This window comes from Hydrogenophaga sp. H7 (assembly GCF_002025745.1).
Lineage (GTDB): Bacteria > Pseudomonadota > Gammaproteobacteria > Burkholderiales > Burkholderiaceae_C > Hydrogenophaga > Hydrogenophaga pseudoflava.
Map to the genome: position 1 here is coordinate 148,290 of NZ_MCIC01000012.1, position 20,351 is coordinate 168,640.

At 67.9% G+C, this 20,351-nt stretch carries 21 protein-coding genes; 5 read left to right on the forward strand and 16 right to left on the reverse strand.

Features of this window, described 5'->3' with window-relative positions:
• The first annotated feature begins 4 nt into the window (after window positions 1-4).
• The gene (locus tag BC358_RS07190) at window positions 5-529 is read left to right on the forward strand and encodes a hypothetical protein (protein WP_066155650.1); all 525 of its coding nucleotides are present in this window, start codon (window positions 5-7) and stop codon (window positions 527-529) included.
• Entirely contained in the window at window positions 526-1,218 is a 693-nt protein-coding gene (locus BC358_RS07195; protein ID WP_079365280.1) for a hypothetical protein, read from the forward strand. The genes BC358_RS07190 and BC358_RS07195 overlap by 4 nt, the downstream gene beginning before the upstream one ends.
• 22 nt (window positions 1,219-1,240) lie before the next feature.
• On the opposite strand, the gene BC358_RS22080 is transcribed toward BC358_RS07195, so the two are convergent.
• Window positions 1,241-1,936: a hypothetical protein gene (locus BC358_RS22080; protein WP_066155644.1), complete on the reverse strand. Its 696-nt coding sequence runs from the start codon at window positions 1,934-1,936 to the stop codon at window positions 1,241-1,243.
• A 253-nt stretch (window positions 1,937-2,189) separates the two neighbouring features.
• On the opposite strand from BC358_RS22080, the gene BC358_RS07205 reads away from it, so the two are divergent.
• The gene (locus tag BC358_RS07205) at window positions 2,190-2,894 is read left to right on the forward strand and encodes a DUF5666 domain-containing protein (protein ID WP_079365281.1); all 705 of its coding nucleotides are present in this window, start codon (window positions 2,190-2,192) and stop codon (window positions 2,892-2,894) included.
• A 33-nt stretch (window positions 2,895-2,927) separates the two neighbouring features.
• Here BC358_RS07205 and BC358_RS07210 read toward each other — a convergent pair whose 3' ends face one another.
• The 8 genes from BC358_RS07210 to BC358_RS07245 form a co-directional block, all read right to left on the reverse strand.
• Window positions 2,928-3,497 (reverse strand): hypothetical protein, encoded by a 570-nt coding sequence (locus BC358_RS07210; protein WP_079365282.1) that lies wholly within the window; start codon window positions 3,495-3,497, stop codon window positions 2,928-2,930.
• A complete protein-coding gene (locus BC358_RS07215) occupies window positions 3,473-3,793 on the reverse strand; it encodes a c-type cytochrome (RefSeq protein ID WP_243721611.1) in 321 nt (106 codons plus the stop codon). The genes BC358_RS07210 and BC358_RS07215 overlap by 25 nt, the downstream gene beginning before the upstream one ends.
• A 165-nt stretch (window positions 3,794-3,958) precedes the next feature.
• Window positions 3,959-5,650, reverse strand: coding sequence for a PQQ-dependent methanol/ethanol family dehydrogenase (locus tag BC358_RS07220; protein WP_066156046.1), 1,692 nt, complete (start codon window positions 5,648-5,650; stop codon window positions 3,959-3,961).
• 297 nt (window positions 5,651-5,947) lie between these two features.
• Window positions 5,948-6,943: a quinoprotein relay system zinc metallohydrolase 1 gene (locus BC358_RS07225; RefSeq protein WP_079365284.1), complete on the reverse strand. Its 996-nt coding sequence runs from the start codon at window positions 6,941-6,943 to the stop codon at window positions 5,948-5,950.
• The gene (locus BC358_RS07230; protein ID WP_079365285.1) at window positions 6,940-7,737 is read right to left on the reverse strand and encodes a quinoprotein dehydrogenase-associated SoxYZ-like carrier; all 798 of its coding nucleotides are present in this window, start codon (window positions 7,735-7,737) and stop codon (window positions 6,940-6,942) included. The genes BC358_RS07225 and BC358_RS07230 overlap by 4 nt, the downstream gene beginning before the upstream one ends.
• Window positions 7,738-7,758: 21 nt before the next feature.
• Window positions 7,759-8,604 carry an ABC transporter permease gene (locus BC358_RS07235; protein WP_079365286.1) on the reverse strand — a complete coding sequence of 282 codons (846 nt, stop codon included), beginning with the start codon at window positions 8,602-8,604 and terminating at the stop codon, window positions 7,759-7,761.
• Window positions 8,586-9,743 carry a branched-chain amino acid ABC transporter substrate-binding protein gene (locus BC358_RS07240; RefSeq protein ID WP_256861443.1) on the reverse strand — a complete coding sequence of 386 codons (1,158 nt, stop codon included), beginning with the start codon at window positions 9,741-9,743 and terminating at the stop codon, window positions 8,586-8,588. The genes BC358_RS07235 and BC358_RS07240 overlap by 19 nt, the downstream gene beginning before the upstream one ends.
• A 128-nt stretch (window positions 9,744-9,871) precedes the next feature.
• The gene (locus BC358_RS07245) at window positions 9,872-10,876 is read right to left on the reverse strand and encodes a PQQ-dependent catabolism-associated beta-propeller protein (protein WP_079365288.1); all 1,005 of its coding nucleotides are present in this window, start codon (window positions 10,874-10,876) and stop codon (window positions 9,872-9,874) included.
• 177 nt (window positions 10,877-11,053) lie between these two features.
• Between BC358_RS07245 and BC358_RS07250 the strand changes: the two genes are divergently transcribed.
• Together BC358_RS07250 and BC358_RS07255 are read left to right on the forward strand one after the other, a co-directional pair.
• A complete protein-coding gene (locus BC358_RS07250) occupies window positions 11,054-12,112 on the forward strand; it encodes a tripartite tricarboxylate transporter substrate binding protein (protein WP_079365289.1) in 1,059 nt (352 codons plus the stop codon).
• Window positions 12,109-12,867, forward strand: coding sequence for an ABC transporter ATP-binding protein (locus BC358_RS07255; protein ID WP_079365290.1), 759 nt, complete (start codon window positions 12,109-12,111; stop codon window positions 12,865-12,867). Before BC358_RS07250 ends, BC358_RS07255 begins: the two co-directional genes overlap by 4 nt.
• Before the next feature lie 13 nt (window positions 12,868-12,880).
• On the opposite strand, the gene BC358_RS07260 is transcribed toward BC358_RS07255, so the two are convergent.
• The 7 genes from BC358_RS07260 to cobJ form a co-directional block, all read right to left on the reverse strand.
• A complete protein-coding gene (locus tag BC358_RS07260) occupies window positions 12,881-14,971 on the reverse strand; it encodes a TonB-dependent receptor (protein ID WP_179130026.1) in 2,091 nt (696 codons plus the stop codon).
• Window positions 14,972-15,040: 69 nt separating this feature from the next.
• On the reverse strand, window positions 15,041-15,403 hold the full coding sequence (locus BC358_RS07265; RefSeq protein ID WP_079365292.1) for a DUF779 domain-containing protein: 363 nt from the start codon (window positions 15,401-15,403) through the stop codon (window positions 15,041-15,043).
• 79 nt (window positions 15,404-15,482) lie between these two features.
• Entirely contained in the window at window positions 15,483-17,003 is a 1,521-nt protein-coding gene (locus tag BC358_RS07270) for an aldehyde dehydrogenase family protein (RefSeq protein ID WP_079365293.1), read from the reverse strand.
• Between the two features lie 229 nt (window positions 17,004-17,232).
• A complete protein-coding gene (locus BC358_RS07275) occupies window positions 17,233-18,000 on the reverse strand; it encodes a TOBE domain-containing protein (RefSeq protein WP_079365294.1) in 768 nt (255 codons plus the stop codon).
• 217 nt (window positions 18,001-18,217) lie between these two features.
• Window positions 18,218-18,976, reverse strand: coding sequence for a uroporphyrinogen-III C-methyltransferase (cobA, locus tag BC358_RS07280; RefSeq protein ID WP_066155599.1), 759 nt, complete (start codon window positions 18,974-18,976; stop codon window positions 18,218-18,220).
• Window positions 18,966-19,316 (reverse strand): ferredoxin, encoded by a 351-nt coding sequence (locus tag BC358_RS07285; RefSeq protein ID WP_079365295.1) that lies wholly within the window; start codon window positions 19,314-19,316, stop codon window positions 18,966-18,968. Before BC358_RS07285 ends, cobA begins: the two co-directional genes overlap by 11 nt.
• Window positions 19,313-20,341: a precorrin-3B C(17)-methyltransferase gene (cobJ, locus tag BC358_RS07290; protein ID WP_079365296.1), complete on the reverse strand. Its 1,029-nt coding sequence runs from the start codon at window positions 20,339-20,341 to the stop codon at window positions 19,313-19,315. Before cobJ ends, BC358_RS07285 begins: the two co-directional genes overlap by 4 nt.
• Window positions 20,342-20,351 lie beyond the last annotated feature (10 nt).

Sequence of the window (20,351 nt, forward strand, 5' to 3'; positions counted from 1 at the left end):
AACCATGATCCCTGCCGTCTCCTCACAGTTGCTGCTCCTGTCCATCGCCTACGCGCTGCTGGCCTTCCTGCTGCTGATCCTGTGCCTGGGCACACGCTGGCACTGGGGCCTGAAGGCCTCGCTGGTCGTGCTGGTCAGCGGTTTTTATGTGTTCTCGTTCCAGACCTTCCGCGGCCTGGCCGGCTGGCCGGCCGAGGACGAGCTGCCGCGCCAGTTCGTGCTGCTCTCGGCGGTGTTTGACGAGCCCAGCCCCGGCCGTGGCCACGAAGGCGCCATCTTTCTCTGGGTGCATCCGATGAAGGACGATGCGCCGCTGGCCATGCCCCGCCAGTTCAAGCTGCCCTACGAGAAGGACCTGCACCGCATCCTGGGCGACGGTATCAAGAAGGCGCGCGACGGCAACACCCAGCTGGGCGAAACCGAACCGAAGCGCGGCACCGGCAGCCTGCCCTGGCTGCGCCCGGCGGGCAACGACAAGGTCGAGATCAAGCTGCGCGACCTGCCCCGCGCCCAATTGCCCGAAAAATGAGCCGCCACCTGCTTTTCTGCGCACCGCTGGCGCTGCTGGCCGCCTGCAGCGGCCGTGACATGGGCAGCGAGTGGTTCCCGCTGCGCGTGGGCGACGAACAGACGATGTCGGTGAGCTACCAGATGGACGAGCCGCGCGATCCTGAACAGTGGGTGATGCGCGTGGACGAGCCTGTGGTGTTCCAGGACCAACCGGTCGCGGTGCGGCATCATTCGGCCGGTGTGAGCTACTACCTGAAGGTCGACGACCAGGGCGTGCGCCGCATCGCGACCCGCACCGACATCGACAGCGAACCGACGGCCGATGCCGAACCCATGTGGGTGCTCAAGGCGCCCTACGCGGTCGGCACCGAATGGACCACGGCCACCGTGCCCTACCTCCTGCAACGCAGGAACGAACACCCGCGCGACCTGAAGTACACGCACAAGGTGCAGATGACCTGGCGCATCGAGGCGGTGGACGACATGGTGACGCTGGCCGACGGCAGCGCGCACCAACCCTGCCTGCGCGTGGTGGGCCAGGCCCGGTTGAATCTCTACACCGACCCGGTGAACGGCTTCACCGACGTGCCCCTGATCAGCCGCGAGTGGTACTGCAAAGGCGAGGGGCTGGTGAAGCTGGAACGCGAAGAGCAAGTGCCGGCGGGCTTCATGACCGGCGGCACGCTGCGGGCCGAGCAGCTGCGCTGAGCAACCCGGCCCACGTCAGCGATCAGTTCTTGCCGCCGCCCTTGCCCCCGCCGTTTCCGCCGCCGTTGCCACCACCCTTGCCGCCACTGTTGCCGCCACGGTTGCCACCGGCGTTGCTTCCACCTTTGCCACCGCCCGCATTGCCGGAGTTGCCGGCGCCCTTGCCGCCGCCACCATCACCGCCGCCGCTGGCGTTGCCACCGCCCTTGCCGCCACCCGCGTTGCCCGACGAGCCGGCGCCGTCGCTGCGGCCCTTGCCCGCATCGGATGGACGTCCCAGGGCCAGGCCCACGCGGTCCTGTTCGGGCGCATCGGTGCTCACCGTGTCGCGCGGCTTGGTCTTGCGCAGAGCTTCTTTCTCGGCCTGATCGGCGCGGTTGGCCGCACTGACCACCGCCCCCAGGCGCAGGCCCAGGCTGTTCGCAATGGCGCCCCAGCCCATGCCCTGGTCGCGAAGCGCCTGCACGTTGCTGGCCGCCAGGGCCAGTTGTTCGGTGGTCGGTTCGGTGATGCCCTGCTTGCTGAGATCGGCCTTGGCCAGCTGCATGGTGAGTTCCTGCTGGCGGGCAGAGGGCGAGGTGGTCGGCGCGGTGGGTGTCGGCGTCGGGGTGGTCCCGACGGTCACCACCACGTCGGCGGCCGAGGCTGCGCCCATGCAGACCACCGCGGCGACGGCCAGCAGGCCACTGGTCAGAGAGGTGGTGTGGGGTGTCTTCATAGTCGTTGTCCTGTGTGGTTGACGGAGCACGAATGCTACCCACCGGGGTACCACCCTGGGTGTCCGTTTGTTACAGGCCAGCGCCCTGGCCGGATGCGGCGCAACCAAAGGTAAGCCTTGAAAAACCCTTTGCCATTTCAGCCTGTCTTAATGCTCGCCCCTGATCTTGTGCGCCGACGCGAGCGACTGCGCCACACCCCGCTGGCGTGCGTTGCATGGCCGTCATTCACAACAACACCGAGGAACCTTCACCATGACGCACACCCCCACCACGCCCACCCGCTTGTCCTTGACCGCAGGGCGGCTGATCATCACCGCCCTGCTGGTTGCAGGCCTGGCCGCCTGCGGTGGTGGCAGCGGAGACAGCAGCAGCACCACCGCCAGCGGCCGCTCCCTCACCGGCACCGTGACCAGCTACGAGAGCCCGCAGAGCTTCAGCGTCGATGGCATTCCGGTGGATGCGAGTGGCTCCAGCGCCACGCCCCAGGGCATGACCACCGGCAGCCGCGTGGAGGTCCACGGCGAAATGGTCAATGGCACGCTGCAGGCGAGCAAGGTCGAACTCGATGACAGCGACGACCACGACGACGACAACGCCAACCCGAACGAGCTCGAAGGTCGAGTGACGGCCTACGCCAGCCCCTCCAGCTTCAGCGTGGACGGCATCCCCGTGGACGCCAGCGCCGCCCCGCGCACGCTGAGCGTGGGCATGCGCGTCGAGGTCTACGGCACCATGACCAACGGCGTCCTGGTGGCCAGCCGCGTCAAGACTGAAGACGGTGACGATGAGTCGGATGACGATGCGAACGACGACAACTGCACCGCCACCGGCAAGTCCGATTGCCACGACGACGATGGCGACGACCATGACGATGGGGACGACCACGACGACGACAACTCGGACGAGAGCGACGACGACTGCGACGCGCTGGGCAAATCGGACTGCGACAAGGATTGAGATGGGCGCGCGGGCCGCGCGCCCACACCCTCTTCACTCGATCCGCAGTTCCTGCACCCAGCGCGCGCCGGGCGCGAAGTCGTCGCGGTCAAAGCGGCCGTAGGGCGGCACGTCGGACTTTTCGGGCGGTACACCGATGCGGTTGAGGTCCACCGCCTGCGGTGTGCCCACCAGTCCCGCCGGCGTCGGTGCGAACCTGAAGATGACACCGTTCCACAGCTTGGCGCCGAAGTCGGCCGGCTGCTTGAAAAAGAACAGCAGGTTGTGTTCCAGCCAGCCGAAATCGCTGACGTTCACGGTGCCCGGGTGCGGATACGGATAGGGCACGAAGCAGGTGATTTCCTGCGCCGCCGGCAGGCACTTGAACTCGCGCATGGACAGGAAGTGGTCGCGCATCACCGCGTGGTCCATCTTCACCTGGAAGCTCGACCGACCTCCGCTGGCGGGGCCGAAGGTGACGGCTCCGATGCGGGTGCGTTGCCCGTCGCGCGTGACCGCCACGAGGGACCTCTCGCCCTCGGGCAGGACTGGCTGTGCCACCGCGGCGCCCATGCTGAGCACCGCCGCGACCAGCGCGGTCAGTGTTGGGCGGTCATGACCCATTGCGCGAGGGTCTTGATGTCGGCCGCGCTCATGTTCGGGTGCGCGGGCATGGGGATGCGGCCCCACTTGCCCTTGCTGCCGTACTGGATTGCCTGGACCAGGTTGGCCACGGCGTCCTTGTCGTTCCTGTACTTGTCGGCCACATCGCTGTAGGCGGGGCCGACGATCTTTTCCTTGGCCGAGTGGCAGGACAGGCAGCCATTGTTCTTGGCCAGCTCGATCGCGGCCGCTTCATCGACCGCGTGGGCAGCGCCGGTGGAGAGAACAAGACTGGAGAGGAGAAGAAAAGTGCGCATGATCAGAAACCGGTAGAAACAACAGACGAAAAAATGGACAGGGCCCCCTCCAGAACATCATCGGAGGAAGTGCCCCATCCAGCACACACCGAGGAACCGGCTCCGCCGGGCCTCTGATGTGGTCCCCCCTCCCAGGGGGGAAGCCGCGTCAGCGGCGCAGGGGGGTCACTTCATGACTTTGAAGGTCCAGACCGAGCCGCCCTGTTCGAGGAAGTTCACCTTCTTGGCCACTTCACCACCCCACAGTGGCACCGCACCACCCCAGCCGGACACGACCGAGATGTACTGCTCGCCATCCTGCGTCCAGGTGATGGGAGGCGCCACCACACCGGAGCCGGTCTGGAACTGCCACACCACCTTGCCGGTCTTGGCGTCGGCGGCCTTCAGGTAGCCCTCGGGCGTGCCCCAGAACACCAGGTCACCCGCGGTCAGCACGCCACCCCAGAGAGGGGCCTCGTTCTTGACTTCCCAGGCCACCTTGCCGGTCTTGGGGTCGATCGCGCGAAGCGAACCGATGTGGTCGTCGAACAGCGGCTTGATGGTGAAGCCGGCGCCCAGATAGGCCGCGCCCTTCTTGTAGGTGATGGGCTCGTTCCAGATCTCCATGCCCCATTCGTTGGTGGGCACGTAGAACAGACCGGTCTTGGGGCTGTAGGCCATCGGCATCTGGTTCTTGCCACCCAGGAAGCCGGGGGCCGAGAACACCGACTTGCCCTTGGCACCGTCGCCGCCGGCGGCCGTCGGGTCCCCAGGACGGTTGGCCGGGTCGTAGTTCGGACGGCCGGTCTTGAGGTCGATGCCGGTGGCCCAGGTCACCTTCTTCACGAAGGGGAAGGCGTTGAGCAGCTTGCCGGTTTCGGCGTCGTTCACGTAGAAAAAGCCGTTGCGGTCGGCCTTGGCACCGACGCGCTTGCCGTCCATGTCGAAGGTCACGAACTCGTTCACGCCGTCGTAGTCCCAGCCGTCGTTGGGCGTGGACTGGTAGTGCCACTTGATCTGGCCGCTTTGCACGTCGATGGCAACGGTCGACGCGGAGTACAGGTTGTCACCCTTGCGCACATGGCTGTTCCAGGGGCCGGGGTTGCCGGTGCCGAAATAGGCCAGCTTGGTCTTGGGGTCGTAGGTACCGCCCAGCCAGGTGGCCGCGCCGCCAGTCTTCCAGGTCTCGCCGGGCCAGGTGGCGTTGGTGGTGCCGGTGATGCCGTTTTCCTTGCCGTCCTTGTAGCCCATGTGGCCTTCGACCACCGGGCGCGTCCAGACCATCTTGCCGGTCTTGGGGTCGCGCGCTTCCACGCGGCCGACCACACCGAACTCACCGCCGGACACGCCGGTCATCAGCAGGCCTTCGGCGATCAGGGGCGCAGCGGTGTAGCTGTAGCCCGCAGAGTAGTCGTCGATCTTCTCGCGCCACACCACCTTGCCGGTGTCCTGGTCCAGGGCCACGAGCTGGGCGTCCAGCGTGCCGAAGATCACCAGGTTGTCGTACAGGGCGGCGCCGCGGTTGATCACGTCGCAGCAGGGCATGATGCCCTCGGGCAGGCGATGCTCGTACTTCCAGAGCTTCTTGCCGGTCTTGCTGTCCACCGCGTAGATGCGCGAGTAGGACGCGGTCACGAACATCTTGCCGTTGTGGACCAGCGGCTGGCTTTGCTGGCCGCGCTGCTTCTCGCCGCCGAAGGACATGGACCACACCGGGACCAGCTTGTTGATGTTCTTGGCGTTGATGCCCGTCAGGGTGGAGTGGCGCTGGCCTTGCGTGCCCAGGCCCCAGCTCAGAACGTTGTCGGGCGTCGCGGCGTCGTTGGCGATCATGGCGTCGGTCACGCCCTGGGCGCTGACGTGGGCCGTGGCGGCCATGACCAAAAGGCTCAGTAGGGTGCGTTTCACTGTGGGTCTCCTGCTCGTTCGAGGGTTGATGGCTTTTCTGTGGTGGGTGCCGCCGGACCGCTCGTGGCTCCGACCCTCCGGTGCCTGGCGTACACATCACAGACAGCAAAGGGCAACATCCGTGCCAGCGGGCCGGCCCCGAAAGGCCTAGGGTTTACACCGACGTTTGAGCGCGCTGGAGGCCCCGGGAGCGGTCCTCGAAGGCATCAACTGCGCCAACCGCGCCACAGTGGCCGGGACACCTCTGTGACACTGTTCAAAAATGTGTCACCGCTGCGGCGCAGCGAGCACGCGCTGCTCGTAGCGCGGGTACCACTGGGTCAGCGAGCGCTGCAGTTCCGCAGGCTGCGCAGCCCATTTCGCGAAGCGCTCGGGTACCGGCGTGCGCAGCACCTCTCCCAGGTCCAGGCCACGCTCGGCGGAGGTCTGCATCAGGTTCGTGAGCCACTGCAGCCAGTCGCGCGTCTGGCGCAGGCCGGCCAGCCCCTCGTGCACCGGGCCGTGGCTGGGCACCACGGTTTTGGCCTTGCCAGTGGCCAGCAGTTGCTCCAGCGTGTCCAGGCTGGCCAGCCACGCGGCGAAGTCGGCGTGCGGCGTGGTCAGCACGCGCTCGGTGAACACCAGGCCGCCCGCAAAGAGCACACCGGTGGTTGTGTCCAGCACCACCAGGTCGTCGGCGGTGTGGCCGTGCAGGCGCATCAGCTCCAGCTTGTGCGCTCCGAGTGACAGTGTCTGCGGCAGGTTCTTGGGGTCGATGGCCTCGCGCGAGGGCGTGGACTCGGTGCCGCGCATCCAGTCGCCACAGAGCCGGTACAGGTTGTCGGCGTAGGCGCCGCCCTCGGCGCGCGCGCCGGCAATGGTGCCGGCCAGCGCCTCGGTGGGCCGGTCGGCCCAGGCTTGGTGGCCGAAGAAGTAGTCGGGGTGCAGGTTGAGCTGCAGCACCTTGCGCACCGGCGCTTTGGTCAGTCGTTCGATGGCGCGCCGCTGCTGCTCGCCGTACAACCGCGACGGCCCGGTGTTGATCACCACCACACCGTCGCCGGTGTCGATGAAGGCGGTGTTGATGATGTTGCAGCCGTTGGCGCGCGAGAAGTCGGCCACCTCACCTTCGATCACCCAGGTGCCCGTGGCAATCTGGCGCGGCTTCAGGTCGTAGTCCGCGCGCGCCAGATCGGGCTTTGAGCTGAACGCCGGAACCGGTACGGTCTGAGCCTGGACGGCAGCCGCACACAACACCATCAGCGTGGTGGACAGACGCCTCATGCCCTCACCTCGGCGTCGATGCGGTTGCCGTTGTTGTCGCGGCCGAGCAAACGAAAGGCTGGCGGCGACTGTGGCGGCAGCTCGAAGGTGATGAGCGGGTTCTCGGACACCGGTTCGTGCAGCGCAATGCGCCACCAGGGTTGTCCGCCCGCGTCCTGTAGCTCCATCTGCTCAATGTAGAAGGCCGGGATGCCGGCCACCAGACCAGTGTCCATCGGGTGCATCACGCGCAGCCGCAGGCGGCGGCTGCCCTCAATCACGTTGTTGAAGAAGCGCGCCTGCACCTGGCCCAGCGTCTTGCTCCAGGAGCCGTCGGCGCGCGTGATGCCGGGCACCGTGCAGCCGCCGCCCGCCGCCTGCACCCAGGTGCTGCCCACGTGCCACTGGCCGTCCTTCGTCTGCACAAAGGCGCGCACCGGCGAGGCCTGTTCCATGCGGATGCGGAAGGCCAGCATGGGCAGCGCGCGCAGGGGTTCGAAGTCCAGCACCTGGCGCACCGGGTTGCGGTCCACCGACACCTTGATGCGCACCACCCCGCCACCGACCGCCGACAGCGCCCGCGCGTCCACCAGCAGCGGCACGTTCATCGCGTCGTCGGCGAAGGCCGGCCCCTTGACGATCACCGCGTCGCTGAACGTCGCCGTGGCCTTGCCAATGGTCTGCTCGCGCAGGCTGGGGTACTGCATCGAGCCCAGCGGATCGCCGCCGGTCTGGTCGTCCTGCGCCAGCGCTGCCCCGCCGACCAGGGCGGCGGTCGACAGCAGCCATTGGCGGCGGTTGGAAGCAAGGCGCATGGCTGGATCTCCGGGCCTGGCTCAACCGCCAGGCTTCTTGCTGATCGAACCGCGCTGCGGGTCGTAGCCCCAGAGCGCGGCGACAAAGAACACCACCGTGCAGCCCAGCACCACCGCCCAGGCCATGGTGTTGAACTGCCCGTACATCGCAAAGCGGATCGCCTCCACCGCGTGGGTGAAGGGGTTGGCCTGCGCCAATTTGAGCAGCCACCAGGCGCCCGACTCCTCCAGCTTCCACAGCGGGTACAGCGCCGGGCTGATGAAGAACATCGGGAAGATCACGAAGTTCATCGTGCCGGCGAAGTTCTCCAGCTGCTTCACATAGACCGACAGCACCAGCCCCACCGAGGCCAGCATCACCGCGCCACACACCATGGCCAGCAGCGCGGCCGGCAGGTGCAGCAGCGGCAGCTCGACGCCGAAGGCCCACGCGATCGCCAGGAACACCACCATCTGCAGCACCGACAGCGCGGTGCCCGCCAGCAGCTTGAAGGCCAGCAGCCAGCCGCGCGCCAGCGGCGCCGTGAGCAGCAGGCGCATCACCCCCATCTCGCGGTCGTAGACCATGGAGAGCGAACTCTGCATACCGTTGAACAGGGCCACCATGCCCAGCAGGCCGGGCACCATGTATTCCTTGTATTCGACGTAGGTCTCGTAGGGCGGCGCAATCGCCACGCCGAACACGTTGTGGAAACCGGCCGAAAACACCACGAACCACAGCAGCGGCCGCACCAGGGCCGAGCCCAGGCGCGAGGGCTGGCGCAGGAAGCGGCCGATCTCCCGGCCCACCACCGCTCGCAGTGCGCGCAGCAGGTGCGGCAGCAGGGCGGGCGCCGCGTCGGGCGTGGTCAGGGTCGCTGTTTGCATGCGCTTTCCGCTTCGTCGACACCGAGTGTGTCCATGACTTCCCTGGGGTGCAGCACGCCGTCCAGCGGTGCGGTGCCGATCACGCCGTCCACATGGCTGAGGAAGATCGGCTGGCGCAGCTGACCGTCCCAGGCGCGGAACGACAGGCGCGGTCCCTTGAAGCCGTCCACCGCCACCGGCCCACCGCGCAGGGCCTTGAGCTGCTGGGCCACCGGCGCCTTGGGCAGGTCCACCAGCACGGTGGCCACGGCACGGCCTGCGATCCAGGCGGCCCAGTCGTGGCCTGTCATGGGGCGCTTGTGTTCCTTCGCAAAGCGGCGCGAAAGCTGTGGCCCGCCGTTGCGCTCCCACAGCGGGTGCCAGGGCACGGCCACCAGGCCGCTGGCGCCCACCACCGGCCGCGGCAACTGCGTGGCGTAGGGCACGGTGCGCGCGAACTCGCCGTCGCTGTCGAGCACCGCCACCACCTCGTGCTCGCGGTCGCTGCCGGTGAGCAGGCGCACATTGCCCAGGTCGCGCTCGCGCGGGTCGCCGGTGAGCTTGAAGGGTTTGGTGGACGTGGCCTTGATGCCGTAGCGCTTGGCCGAGCGGTTGAAGGCCTCCAGCATGGGTGCGTCCCCCGGCAGCGGGCCCTGCAGCACCAGGGCCTTGCGCCAGTTGCGCGCCGCCAGGTACTGCGCCAGCGCGTCGCTGAGCATCGCGCGGCTCGGCACGGTGTGCAGCAGGTGCGCCGCGCACTGCGCGCCGCGCAGCGCGTCGTCGTCGGCCGCGGCGTTGAACACGATGGCGCCGCCCAGCGCGGCCGGCGCCGCCTGCACCAGCGCACGCAATTCGGCGGCCGGCAGGTCGGCCACCACGTGCTGCACCTTGGCGGCCTTCAGCTCGGCCAAGGCCTTGGTCAGGCCCGCGGCGTTGGGCAGCACCACGTCCTTCACCTCCAGCGCGATGCCGGCGGCGTCCAGCTCAAACGCCGAGTCTTCGGCCGCCAGCTGCACGCCGTCGATGGCGCGCCCGGTGGGGTGGCCGGGGTAGGCCTTCTCCAGCCGGCGCGGCGCGTGGCGCGGGTCGCCGTCCAGCGACACCACCGCGATGGTGACCTTGGTGGCGGCCAGCGCTGGAGCAGGCACCGACGCCCACACGCAGGCACACCACAAACCCAAGCCCAGAATGCCGCGGAACCGGCTTTGCCGGGCCGCAGGCATTGCCCCTTGAGGGGCGGAGCGGCCACACGAAGTGGGCAAGCGATGGGGGTGGGCCACAGGCTCTGTCATTTGCTCACAAGAATGGTGTGCGGCACACGCCCGGCCGGCACCGTCTTCAGTGCCTTGCCCGACGCCGTGTCCACCAGCGTCATGTCGTCCGACAGGCCGTTGGCCACGAACAGGGTCTTGCCGTCGGCCGTGAAGCCCAGGCCCCACGCGCGCTTGCCCACCAGCACCTGGTTCTTCACCGCCTTGCTCGCCACGTCCACCTCGGCCACGTGGTTGGCGCGGCCCAGGCCCACCCACATGCTCTTGCCGTCCGGGCTGATGGCCATGCCCACGGGGGTGATGTCGGCCGGGCGCATGCCCTTGACCTCGAACTTGATCTTCTGCTTCTCGGTGTGGGTCTTGGTGTCGACCACGCTCACGGTGGCGTCCAGTTCGTTGGTGACCCACAGCTCGCCGCCGTCGGGCGACATGACGAAGCGGCGCGGGCGCTTGCCGACCTTGATGTTCTTGGTCACCTTCTTCGTGCCCAGGTCGATCACATGGACGACGTTGGCCACTTCGGAGGTCACGTAAGCCGTCTTGCCGTCGGGCGTGACCAGCACACCCTCGGGCTCGCCACCGGTCTTCACTTCAAACACCGGCTTCTTCGTGGCGATGTCGTAGGCGCCCAGCACGCTGTCGTCCTCCACCGACACATAGGCGGTCTTGCCGTCGGGGCTGAGGTCGAACATCTCCGGGCTCTCGCCCAGCGGCACGGTGCCGGCCAGCTTGCCGCCGGCCACGTCCACCACGCCCATGGCGTTGCTGTCGCCGCAGATCACGAAGATCTGCGAACCATCGGCGTTGAACCTCATGTCGCGCGGCCGCTTGCACACGTCGATGGCGCCCTGGCGCTCGCCCGCGGTGTTGAACACGTAGAGCTTGTTGTCCTTCTCGCTGGACACATACACCTTGCTCTCTGCGTGGGCCGGCAGGCTGAAGGCGAGCGAGGCGCCGGCGGCACACAGGGCCGCGGTCAGGGGGCGCAGGGAACGGCGGAATGCGGTGGTACGGACGGCCATGTCTTTGTCTCCTTGGTGTTGTCAAACGGTGAGCGGCCGGGCGGGCATCGCCACGGGCGCGCGATGCCTCTGCAAATTCGGTGCCAGTGGGTCATGGGCTGTTGCGGGAACAGAATTTGCCTGAAGATGCACCGTCCCGAGGGCTCTCCGAGGGACAGGAGACTATCAGGCCCCGCCATGAGACACACCCCGCTGTTCCCAGCGTTCAAAAATGACACAGGGATAACCCTGAGTCGCGACACACCCCAGGCCCGGCACCCGACGCGCCGCGACATCCTGTTCCGGGCGGGTGCGCTGGCCCTGGCGTCCGCCGCACCGCTGGCGAGGGCCCAGGCGCCCTTCCCCAGCAAGCCGCTGCAACTCATCGTGCCCTGGCCCGCGGGCGGTCAGACCGATCTGACGATCCGCATCCTTTGCGAAGAGGCCGAGCCGCTGCTGGGCCAGCCGGTGCTGGTGGTCAACAAGCCCGGCGCGGCCGGCACGCTGGTGGCGCCCGCGCTCAAGGCGGCCGAGGCCGACGGTCACACCATCGGCCAGGTGCCCATCACGGTCTACCGCCACGCACTGATGAACCACGTGCCCTGGGACCCGGTGACCGACCTCGCGCCCATCCTGCAGGTCTCGGGCGTGAGCTTCGGCCTGCTGGTGCCGGCCAGCAGTCCGTTCAAGAGCGCCACCGAGCTGATCGACTGGGCCATCAAACACCCCGGTGAGCTGATCCTGGGCTCTACCGGCATCGGCACCACCGCCCACCTGGCGATGGAAGAGATCCTGCTGCAGCACAACGTGAAGTACGTGCACGTGCCCTACAAGGGCACGGCCGACCAGATGCTGGCCATCGCGGGCGCGCAGATCATGGCGGGCGTCAACTCCACCGGCTTCGCGCCCTGGGTCGAGAAAGGCCAGATGCGCGTGCTCGCCACCTTCAACGCCACGCGCAACCCGCGCTGGCCCGACGCGCCCACCATGCGCGAACTGGGTTATCCGCAGGCGGTCTACACCTCGCCATGGGGCCTGGCCGCGCCGGCCGCCACACCGCCCGCAGTGGTTCAGAAGCTGCACGACGTGTTCCACAAGGCCATGTTCAGTGAGCGCCATGCCAGCGCGCTCGCCCGCTACGATCAGTCGCTCGATTACCTGGGCACGCGCGACTACCGCCAGGCCGTGCTCGCCACCGTGGAACGCGAAAAGAAGCTGCTCGCACGCATGAACCTGCTGGCCAAGACCGCCTCATGACCGAACCCATACCGCCCGCCTTCAACTCCGTGCTGCAGGCCGAGGGCCTGCACAAGGCCTACAACGGCAAACCCGCACTCAAGGGCGTGAGCCTGTCGCTGCAAGCCGGCGAGATGGTGGCGCTGCTGGGCCCCAACGGCGCCGGCAAGTCCACCCTGCTGCAGCTGCTCACCGGTTTGTTCACCCCCGACCAGGGCACGATCACCGTGCTCGGCCACGACATGCGCCAGCAGCCGGCGCGTGCGCTGGCGGGCCTGGGCGTGGTGTTCCAGCAAAGCGCGCTCGACCTGGACCTGACGGTGATGGCCAACCTGCTGTTCCACACCGACCTGCACGGCATTCCGCGCAAGACGGCGCGAGAACGCATCGACGCGCAGCTCGCCGCCATCGGCCTGCAGGACCAGGCCAAGGCCGTGGTGCGCAGCCTCTCGGGCGGCACGCGGCGCAAGGTGGAGCTGGTGCGCGCGCTGCTGCACCGCCCGCGCCTGCTGCTGATGGACGAGGCCACCGTGGGCCTGGACCCGGCCTCGCGCCAGCAGCTGCTGGACACGGTGCGCGGCCTGTGCCGCGACCAGGGTCTGGCGGTGCTCTGGGCCACGCACCTCATCGAAGAAGTGAAGACCGCCGACCGGCTGCTGCTGCTGCACCAGGGCACGGTGCGCTTCGACGGCGCCATCGGCGCCTTCATGGCCGCCGCCGAAGGCCCGGATTTCCAGACAGAGGTATTGAAGGCGCTGCAGAAGCCGGGGCTCTGAACCCCGGCCGGGTTCAGAACGCGTAGCTCACCGTGGCGCCGACACCCCACTGCCGACCCGGCGCCGGCTCGAAGAAGCGGCGGTTGCCGTCGTTGGCGATCACCGAACCGATGGTGGCCTTGTCGGCCAGGTTGTCCACGCGCACGTACTCGCGCAGCTTCCACGCGCCCAGCTTCTGTTCCCAGCCCAGCCGCAGGTTGAACAGCGTGGCCGCGTCGGTGCGGTCGCTGTTCACGTCGTCCACCACCATCGAGCCGCGGTGCACGACCTCCAGCGCGGTCGTGAAGCCGGGCCAGGCGCGCGGCTGCCAGACCAGCTCGCCGAACAGCGTGCGGTTCATCGTGCCGGGAATGCGGTTGCCCTTGGCCACGGTGGCGCCGCTGCTGCTGGCAAAGGCCTGGTCGAAGCGGGCATTCAGCGTGGAGAACGCCAGGTGCGTGCGCCACTCGGGGCTCCACTGCGCGCTGTGCGCCAGCTCGATGCCCGAACGGCTGGTCTTGCCCGCGTTGGTGTAGACCGTGCGCCCGCCGCTGCTGGACGCGACCACGATTTCATCGGTGGTGCCGATGTGGAACAGCGCGGCGTCCAGCCGCTGGCCCTCGCCCAGCTTGGTCTTCAGGCCCAGTTCCACGTGGGTGCTGCGCGCGGACTTGAGATTCAGGTTGGGGCCGCTGCCGTCTGCCGTGTAGGCGATCTCGGTCAGCGTCGGCGTCTCGAAGCCTTTGCCGATGTTGGCGTAGACATTGGTGTCGGGGCTGAGGTGCCGCGTGAGGCCGATCACCGGGTTGGTGGCGGTGAAGCGCGTGCGGCCGCTGTCGTCGGGGTTGCCGTCGCGGATGAAGTGGTCTTCGACCTTGAAGCTCACCCGGTTGGCGCGCAGGCCGGCCACCGCGCTCCAGCCTTCGTTGATCGCCCAGTCGGCCTGGGTGTAGACGCCCGTGCTGTCCACGCTGTCGTCCTCGTCGCGCTTGAGCTCGCCCTGCTCGCCGAAGTTGTTGATGAAGCCGCGGCGGCGCTCGCGCATGCGCTCCACGTCCAGCCCCGCGCTCAGCCGGACCTCGCCCTCGCCCGCCGCGATGCGGCGCGCGTAGCGCAGGCCGGTGCCGCTGTAGCTGCGGTCCAGCTGCACCACGCCGCCCGCCGCTGTGGGCGAGGTCTGCGCCATCAGCGGAATCGAGAGCCGGTTGTCCAGGTCGCGCTGGCCCGCGTAGACCCGCGCCGAGAGTTCGCTCTTGGCATCCAGCTGGTGTTCCGCCACCAGGCCGACCTGGTTCTGCGACACGTCCTTGCCGGCCTTGTAGAGCGTGGCGTTCGCCACCGCCTGGCGCGGGTTGGCTTCGAACTGCTCGCGCGTCAGGCCCAGCGGATCGCCCGATTCGGGCTGGTCGAACGCATTGGCCACCAGGGTAACTTTCGTGGCGTCGCTGGCCGCCCAGCGCAGCTTGGCGTTGGTGTGCTTGCGCTTGGCCGCGCTGTTGACGCGCCAGCCCTCGGTGGAGAAGTCGCTGTGGTCGATCACGTAGTTCAGCGAACCGCTCTGCCCCGCCGCCTGCAGGCCGTAGCGGCGCAGCTGTTCGGATCCCGCATCCACGCTGAAGCGGACCTCGGGTTTTGCCGGTCCGTCGGCGGTGAACACCTGCAGCACGCCGCCGGCCGAGTTGCCGTAGAGCTGGGCCAGCGGACCGCGCAGCACCTCGATGCGCTGGGCCGAGGGCAGGCTGATGGTCGAGGCCTGGCCCTGGCCGTCGGGCATGGTGGCGGGAATGCCATCGACGATCAGCCGTGCGCCACGGATGCCGAAGGGCGAGCGCGAGCCCGAGCCGCGGATCGACAGCTGCAGGTCCTGCGCGTAGTTCTGGCGGTTCAGCACCGTGATGCCGGGCACCCGGGTCATCACCTCGGACAGGTTCACGCGCGGGCCGGCGGCCTCGATGGCGTCCTGGCCGACGGCCTGCACCGAGGCCGGCGCGTCGAAGCTCTGCTGCTCCTGCCGCGAGGCGCTGACGACCACCTCCTGCAGGGTCTGGGCGCCGGCGGTGCCGGCCAGCGCCATGAGCAGCGCGGCGTTCAGGCGCCGCAGGGTGAAAGTGGGGCGTGGGGTCATGGTTCTTGTCTCCGGAAGGGGCCGATCTTCCAACAAGTTCCATGCCATGCGGCCCCGGGCCGCAGGTGTTCAGGAATGGAACAACTCGGCCATCTCCTCGTCCGTGAACACCCGCGAGCGTGTGTGGAAGGCCTTGCCCTCCGGCCCTTCGAGCGAGAAGGTGCCGCCGTGGCCTTCGATCACGTCGATGATCAGCTGCGTGTGGCGCCAGGTGGCGTACTGCGACTTGCTCATGTAGAACTCGCATCCACCGATGGTGCCCAGGAGCACGTCGCCCTGACCCATGGTGATCTCTCCCAGCAGGTAGCAGTTGGCCGCGCTGTTGTCGCAGCAGCCGCCGCTCTGGTGAAACATCAGGCCGGGGCCGTGCTTGGTCTTGAGGAATTCGATCAGCTCCAGCGCCGCTGGCGTTGCAATCACTTTTTCAACCATGTCCGTCTCCTTGTTCTGAAAGCCAAAAGGGGGAAGCGGTTGCCCGCCTCCCCCTTGTGATCCGAAACCCTTGTGGGGATCAGAAGAACCCGAGCTTGTTTTCCGAGTAGGACACCAGCAGGTTCTTGGTCTGCTGGTAGTGACCCAGCATGTTCTTGTGGTTCTCGCGGCCGATGCCCGACTCCTTGTAGCCACCGAAGGCGGCGTGCGCGGGGTAGGCGTGGTAGCAGTTCGTCCACACGCGGCCGGCCTTGATGGCGCGGCCCATGCGGTAAGCCACATTGCCGTTGCGGCTCCACACGCCGGCGCCCAGGCCGTACAGCGAGTCGTTGGCGATCGCCAGGGCTTCGGCTTCGTCCTTGAAGGTGGTCACGGCCAGCACCGGGCCGAAGATCTCTTCCTGGAAGATGCGCATCTTGTTGTGGCCCTTGAACAGCGTGGGCTGCACGTAGTAGCCACCACCCAGGTCACCGGGCAGCTTCGCCTGCTCGCCGCCGATCAGCACCTCGGCGCCTTCGGCCTTGCCCAGCTCCAGGTAGCTCAGGATCTTGGTCAGCTGTTCCTTGGAGGCCTGCGCGCCCATCATGGTGTCGGTGTCCAGCGGGCTGCCCATCTTGATCGCGGCCACGCGCTTGAGCACACGCTCCATGAACTTGTCGTAGATCGACTCCTGGATCAGCGCGCGGCTCGGGCAGGTGCAGACCTCGCCCTGGTTGAACGCGAACAGCACCATGCCTTCGATCGCCTTGTCCAGGAACGAGTCGTCCTTGTCCATGATGTCGGCGAAGAAGATGTTGGGCGACTTGCCGCCCAGTTCCAGCGTGGCCGGAATCAGGTTGTTGGCGGCGGCCTGCGCGATCACGCGGCCGGTGGAGGTGGAGCCGGTGAAAGCGATCTTGGCGATGCGCTTGCTGGTGGCCAGCGGCATGCCGGCTTCGCGGCCGAAACCGTTGACCACGTTCAGCACGCCCGGGGGCAGCAGGTCGGCGATCAGCTCGATCAGGATCAGCAGGCTGATGGGCGTGGACTCGGCGGGCTTGAGCACGATGCAGTTGCCGGCGCCCAGGGCCGGCGGAATCTTCCAGGCGGCCATCAGGATCGGGAAGTTCCAGGGAATGATCTGGCCCACCACGCCCAGCGGCTCGTGGATGTGGTACGCCACGGTGTTCTCGTCGATCTCGGAGATGCCACCTTCCTGCGCACGCAGGGCACCGGCGAAGTAGCGGAAGTGGTCGATCGCCAGCGGGATGTCCGCGTTCAGGGTTTCGCGGATCGGCTTGCCGTTGTCGATGGTCTCGGCGTAGGCCAGCAGCTCCAGGTTGGCTTCCAGGCGGTCGGCGATTTTCAGCAGCAGGTTGCTGCGGGTCGTCACATCGGTCTTGCCCCAGGCTTCGGCCGCGGCGTGGGCGGCGTCAAGGGCGAGCTCGACGTCTTCCGCGGTGGAACGGGCGGCCATGGTGTAGGGCTTGCCCGTCGTGGGCGTGATGACCTCGAAGTACTCGCCCTTGACCGGAGGCGTCCACTTGCCACCGATGAAGTTGTCGTACTTGGGCTTGTAGGTGATCTTGGCGCCTGCGGCGCCGGGAGCTGCGTAGATCATGTGTCGTCCTCTGAAAGGGGTGGTTGTGAACAAAGCCGGATCGGCTGACCTGTCTGTTCACAACATCCGTGCCACACGGCCGGTGTGGCTCAATCTGAGACAACTGCTCACTTTTTTGACAGCACAATCCGAAGGGTTGCGCCATTCAGGCCCAGCAGTGCGCGCACTGCGTCAAGCTGCCACGGCACACCTGTTCATATGAACCACGCTGCCAAAGTTGGCCAGCGTGTCAGCCCGCCAGGCCCACCACCAGCGCGCTGGAAACCATCGTGGCCCAGGCCCGCTGCCCCTTGCGCGCGGCGAACGGGTGATCCGCAAAGCCCACCCACTGGCCGCCACCGTCCAGCGAGAGCACCACCTCGTCACGTCCCTGCCCGCGCGCGAGACGCTCGATGCGGCCGTGCAACACACACTGGCCAGGCGCGTCCTCCACCTCACCACGGCCGATGCGCACCGCCGTCGCCTTGCACAGCACCAGCACCTCCAGCCCCGCGGCCAGCGCCAGCAGATCGGCGCTCTCGCGCGTGATGCTGGACGTCAGCAGCGCCTGCCCCGGCGTGCGCAAGCGGACCAGCACAGCGGGGTCGTCAGGCCCCAGCGGCTCCACCGCCTCCACGCGGCACGGCAGCTGGTTGCGCATGCTGGTGCGCAGGCCCAAGCCCATCGGCAAGGCGGCGCCGCCGGAGAACCGCAAGAGCACCGCCGCCCGCGCCCGCGCCAGCTCGTCCGCCAGGGAGAGCAATTGCAGGCCCTGCTGCGTGATGCGCGCCCCGCCACCGCCCGAACCGCCCACCGTGCGTTCCACCAGCGTCTGCCCACTGAGGTTGCTCAGCGTGTCGATGGCCTGCCAGGCCGCCTTGTAGCTGATGCCCGCGTCGCGCGCGGCCTGCGAAATGGAACCGGTCTCTGCCACGCGGCGCAGGACTTCCAGGCGCTTGTCGGCGGGGGCGTGGCCCAGGGCTTCGGAGAGTGAGGCGTGAGGGGCGGTGGCGGTCATCGCTGAATTGTTCCATGCAGCGGTGTCGCGGGAGGGCTGGGGGCCTGAGTCTGGTCAAGGCAGTCTGCTGTCACCCGTAGCGTCCGACTCAATGACCGCTGATACAGCAGTGCAACGCTTGCCTTGGCTGGCGCAAATGTGTCCGAATCCTCAAATTGCCTTCTGCGCCCTGCAGGAGCGATCAGCTCCAAGGAGCGTCAGCGCCCATGCCGCCAATTCAGACACGCGCATTTCCTTCATATGACGGACTCAGTCGCACCGTTTCGCCAACAATGAGCAAGCCCGGTCGTGGACCATACGGAGGAGCGATCTCGACCAACAGGCGCAAAGGGTGGGCCAGTACACGCTGTGTAGGTCGGGTACCGTCTTGGACGATGGCCGCAGGTGTGTCGGGCGGTAGTCCATGGGCAATCAAGGCCTGGGCGATCTGCGCCAGTCGCTGAACGCCCATGTAGAACACCAGAGTCTGCCCCGCGCGCGCCAGAGCCTGCCAGTCGTGGCTGGCCTGGGCGTCCGCCAGATGGCCCGGCAGAAACACGCAGCTGGCCGCCAGGTGGCGGTGTGTCAGCGGAATGCCCGCGGCGGCCGAACAGCCGCTGGCCGCCGTCACACCGGGCACCACCTCGAACGCAATGCCGGCCGCCTGTAGCGCCAGCACTTCCTCGCCACCGCGTCCGAACACGAAGGGGTCGCCGCCCTTGAGGCGGACGACGCGCAGGCCCTGGCGCGCATGCGCCACCAGCAGCGCATGGATCTCCTCCTGAGGGACGGCGTGGTGTCCCAGGGCCTTGCCGACGTACACCCGCCGGGCGGTGGCCGGGATCAGCGCCAGCACATCCTCGGCGATCAGCCGGTCGTGCACCACCACCTGGGCCTGTTGCAGCCGGTTCAGCGCGCGCAGCGTCATCAGGTCGGCCGGTCCCGGCCCGGCACCAACGATGCAGACCGAGCCAGCGGCCGGTGTCTCACTCGCCATCGATGACCCCCGGTCCCTGGTGGAACACCAGATCAGCGACCACCTCTCCGCCCACGAGGTGCTGCCGGATGATGCGGTCCATGTTGTCGGGGGTCACGCCGTGGTACCAGGTGCCGTCGGGCTGAACGCACAGGATGGGGCCACCCTTGCAAGCCGCAAAACAGCTCACGCGGCTGCGCTTGACGCGCTGCGCGCCCTCGTGCAGCCCGGCGGCCTTGAACTTCTCGCCCAGGCTGTCGAACAGGGCCTGCGCCGCGCCGTCCTGCGTGCAGCGCGTGCCGGTGCAGACCAGCAGGTGCCGGCGGTAGTCGCCGATGCGGGGTTTTTCCGTGCTGCTCATGCCTCGGTTTCCTCGGTGCCGGCCTCGGCCGGTGCGTGTTCGTCGGGTGCCGCCAGCACCTGTTCGATGTAGTCGGCGGGCAGGCGGTGTCGGCTGGCGAGTTCGGCCAGGCCCGCGCCGGCTGCGTGCTCGGCCCGCAGCCCCTCGATCCAGCCCAGCAGGCCGCTGGAGAGCGAGCGGCCGGCTTTTTCGCCCTCGCGGGTCTCGAAACCCTGGTCCACGTCGTACTTGTTGGCGTAGCCGCGCGGGGTGACCATCAGTCCGGCACGCAGGAAGGTGCTGCTGTTGCCGATCAGCACGGTGCTGAGCATGCCGATGTCCTGTTCGGCCATCTGGTCCAGGGTGGTGTGGACGATGTGCTGGCGTCGGCGGTAGGCGCTCTTGACGATCGCCACCGGCGTGTCCGCCCGGCGGTGGCGCAGGAAGAGGCGCTGCGCTTCGACGATCTGGCGCGTGCGGCGGCCGCTCTTGGGGTTGTAGAGCGCCACCACGAAGTCGGCGGCAGCAGCCGCGTCCAGGCGCCGGGCGATCACCGGCCAGGGTGTCAGCAGGTCGGACAGCGAGATGGAACAGAAGTCGTGCGTCAGCGGCGCACCGACCAAAGCCGCGCAGGCGTTGATCGCCGAGGCCCCGGGCACGATCTCCACTGCCACGTCGTCTTCCGGTGTCCAGCCAGCCTGGAACAGCACCTCGTAGGTCGGGCCGGCCATGCCGTAGACGCCGGCGTCGCCCGACGAGATCAGCGCCACCTTCTTGCCCGCACGGGCCGCTTCCAGCGCATGCACGGCGCGGTCCAGCTCTTCGGTCATGCCCTTGCGCACGACCTCCTTGCCGTCCAGCAGGTCGGCCACCAGCTTGATGTAGGTGACATAGCCCACAACCACATCGGCCTCGGCGATGGCGGTGCGCGCACGCGCGGTCATGTGGTCGGTGTGACCGGGGCCGATGCCCACCAGGCTGATGCTGCCGGCCGTGCCGGTGGTGCCCGCGTCGCGCGGGGGAGTGACAGAGGTGTCGGTGGTCATTTCGTTCCTT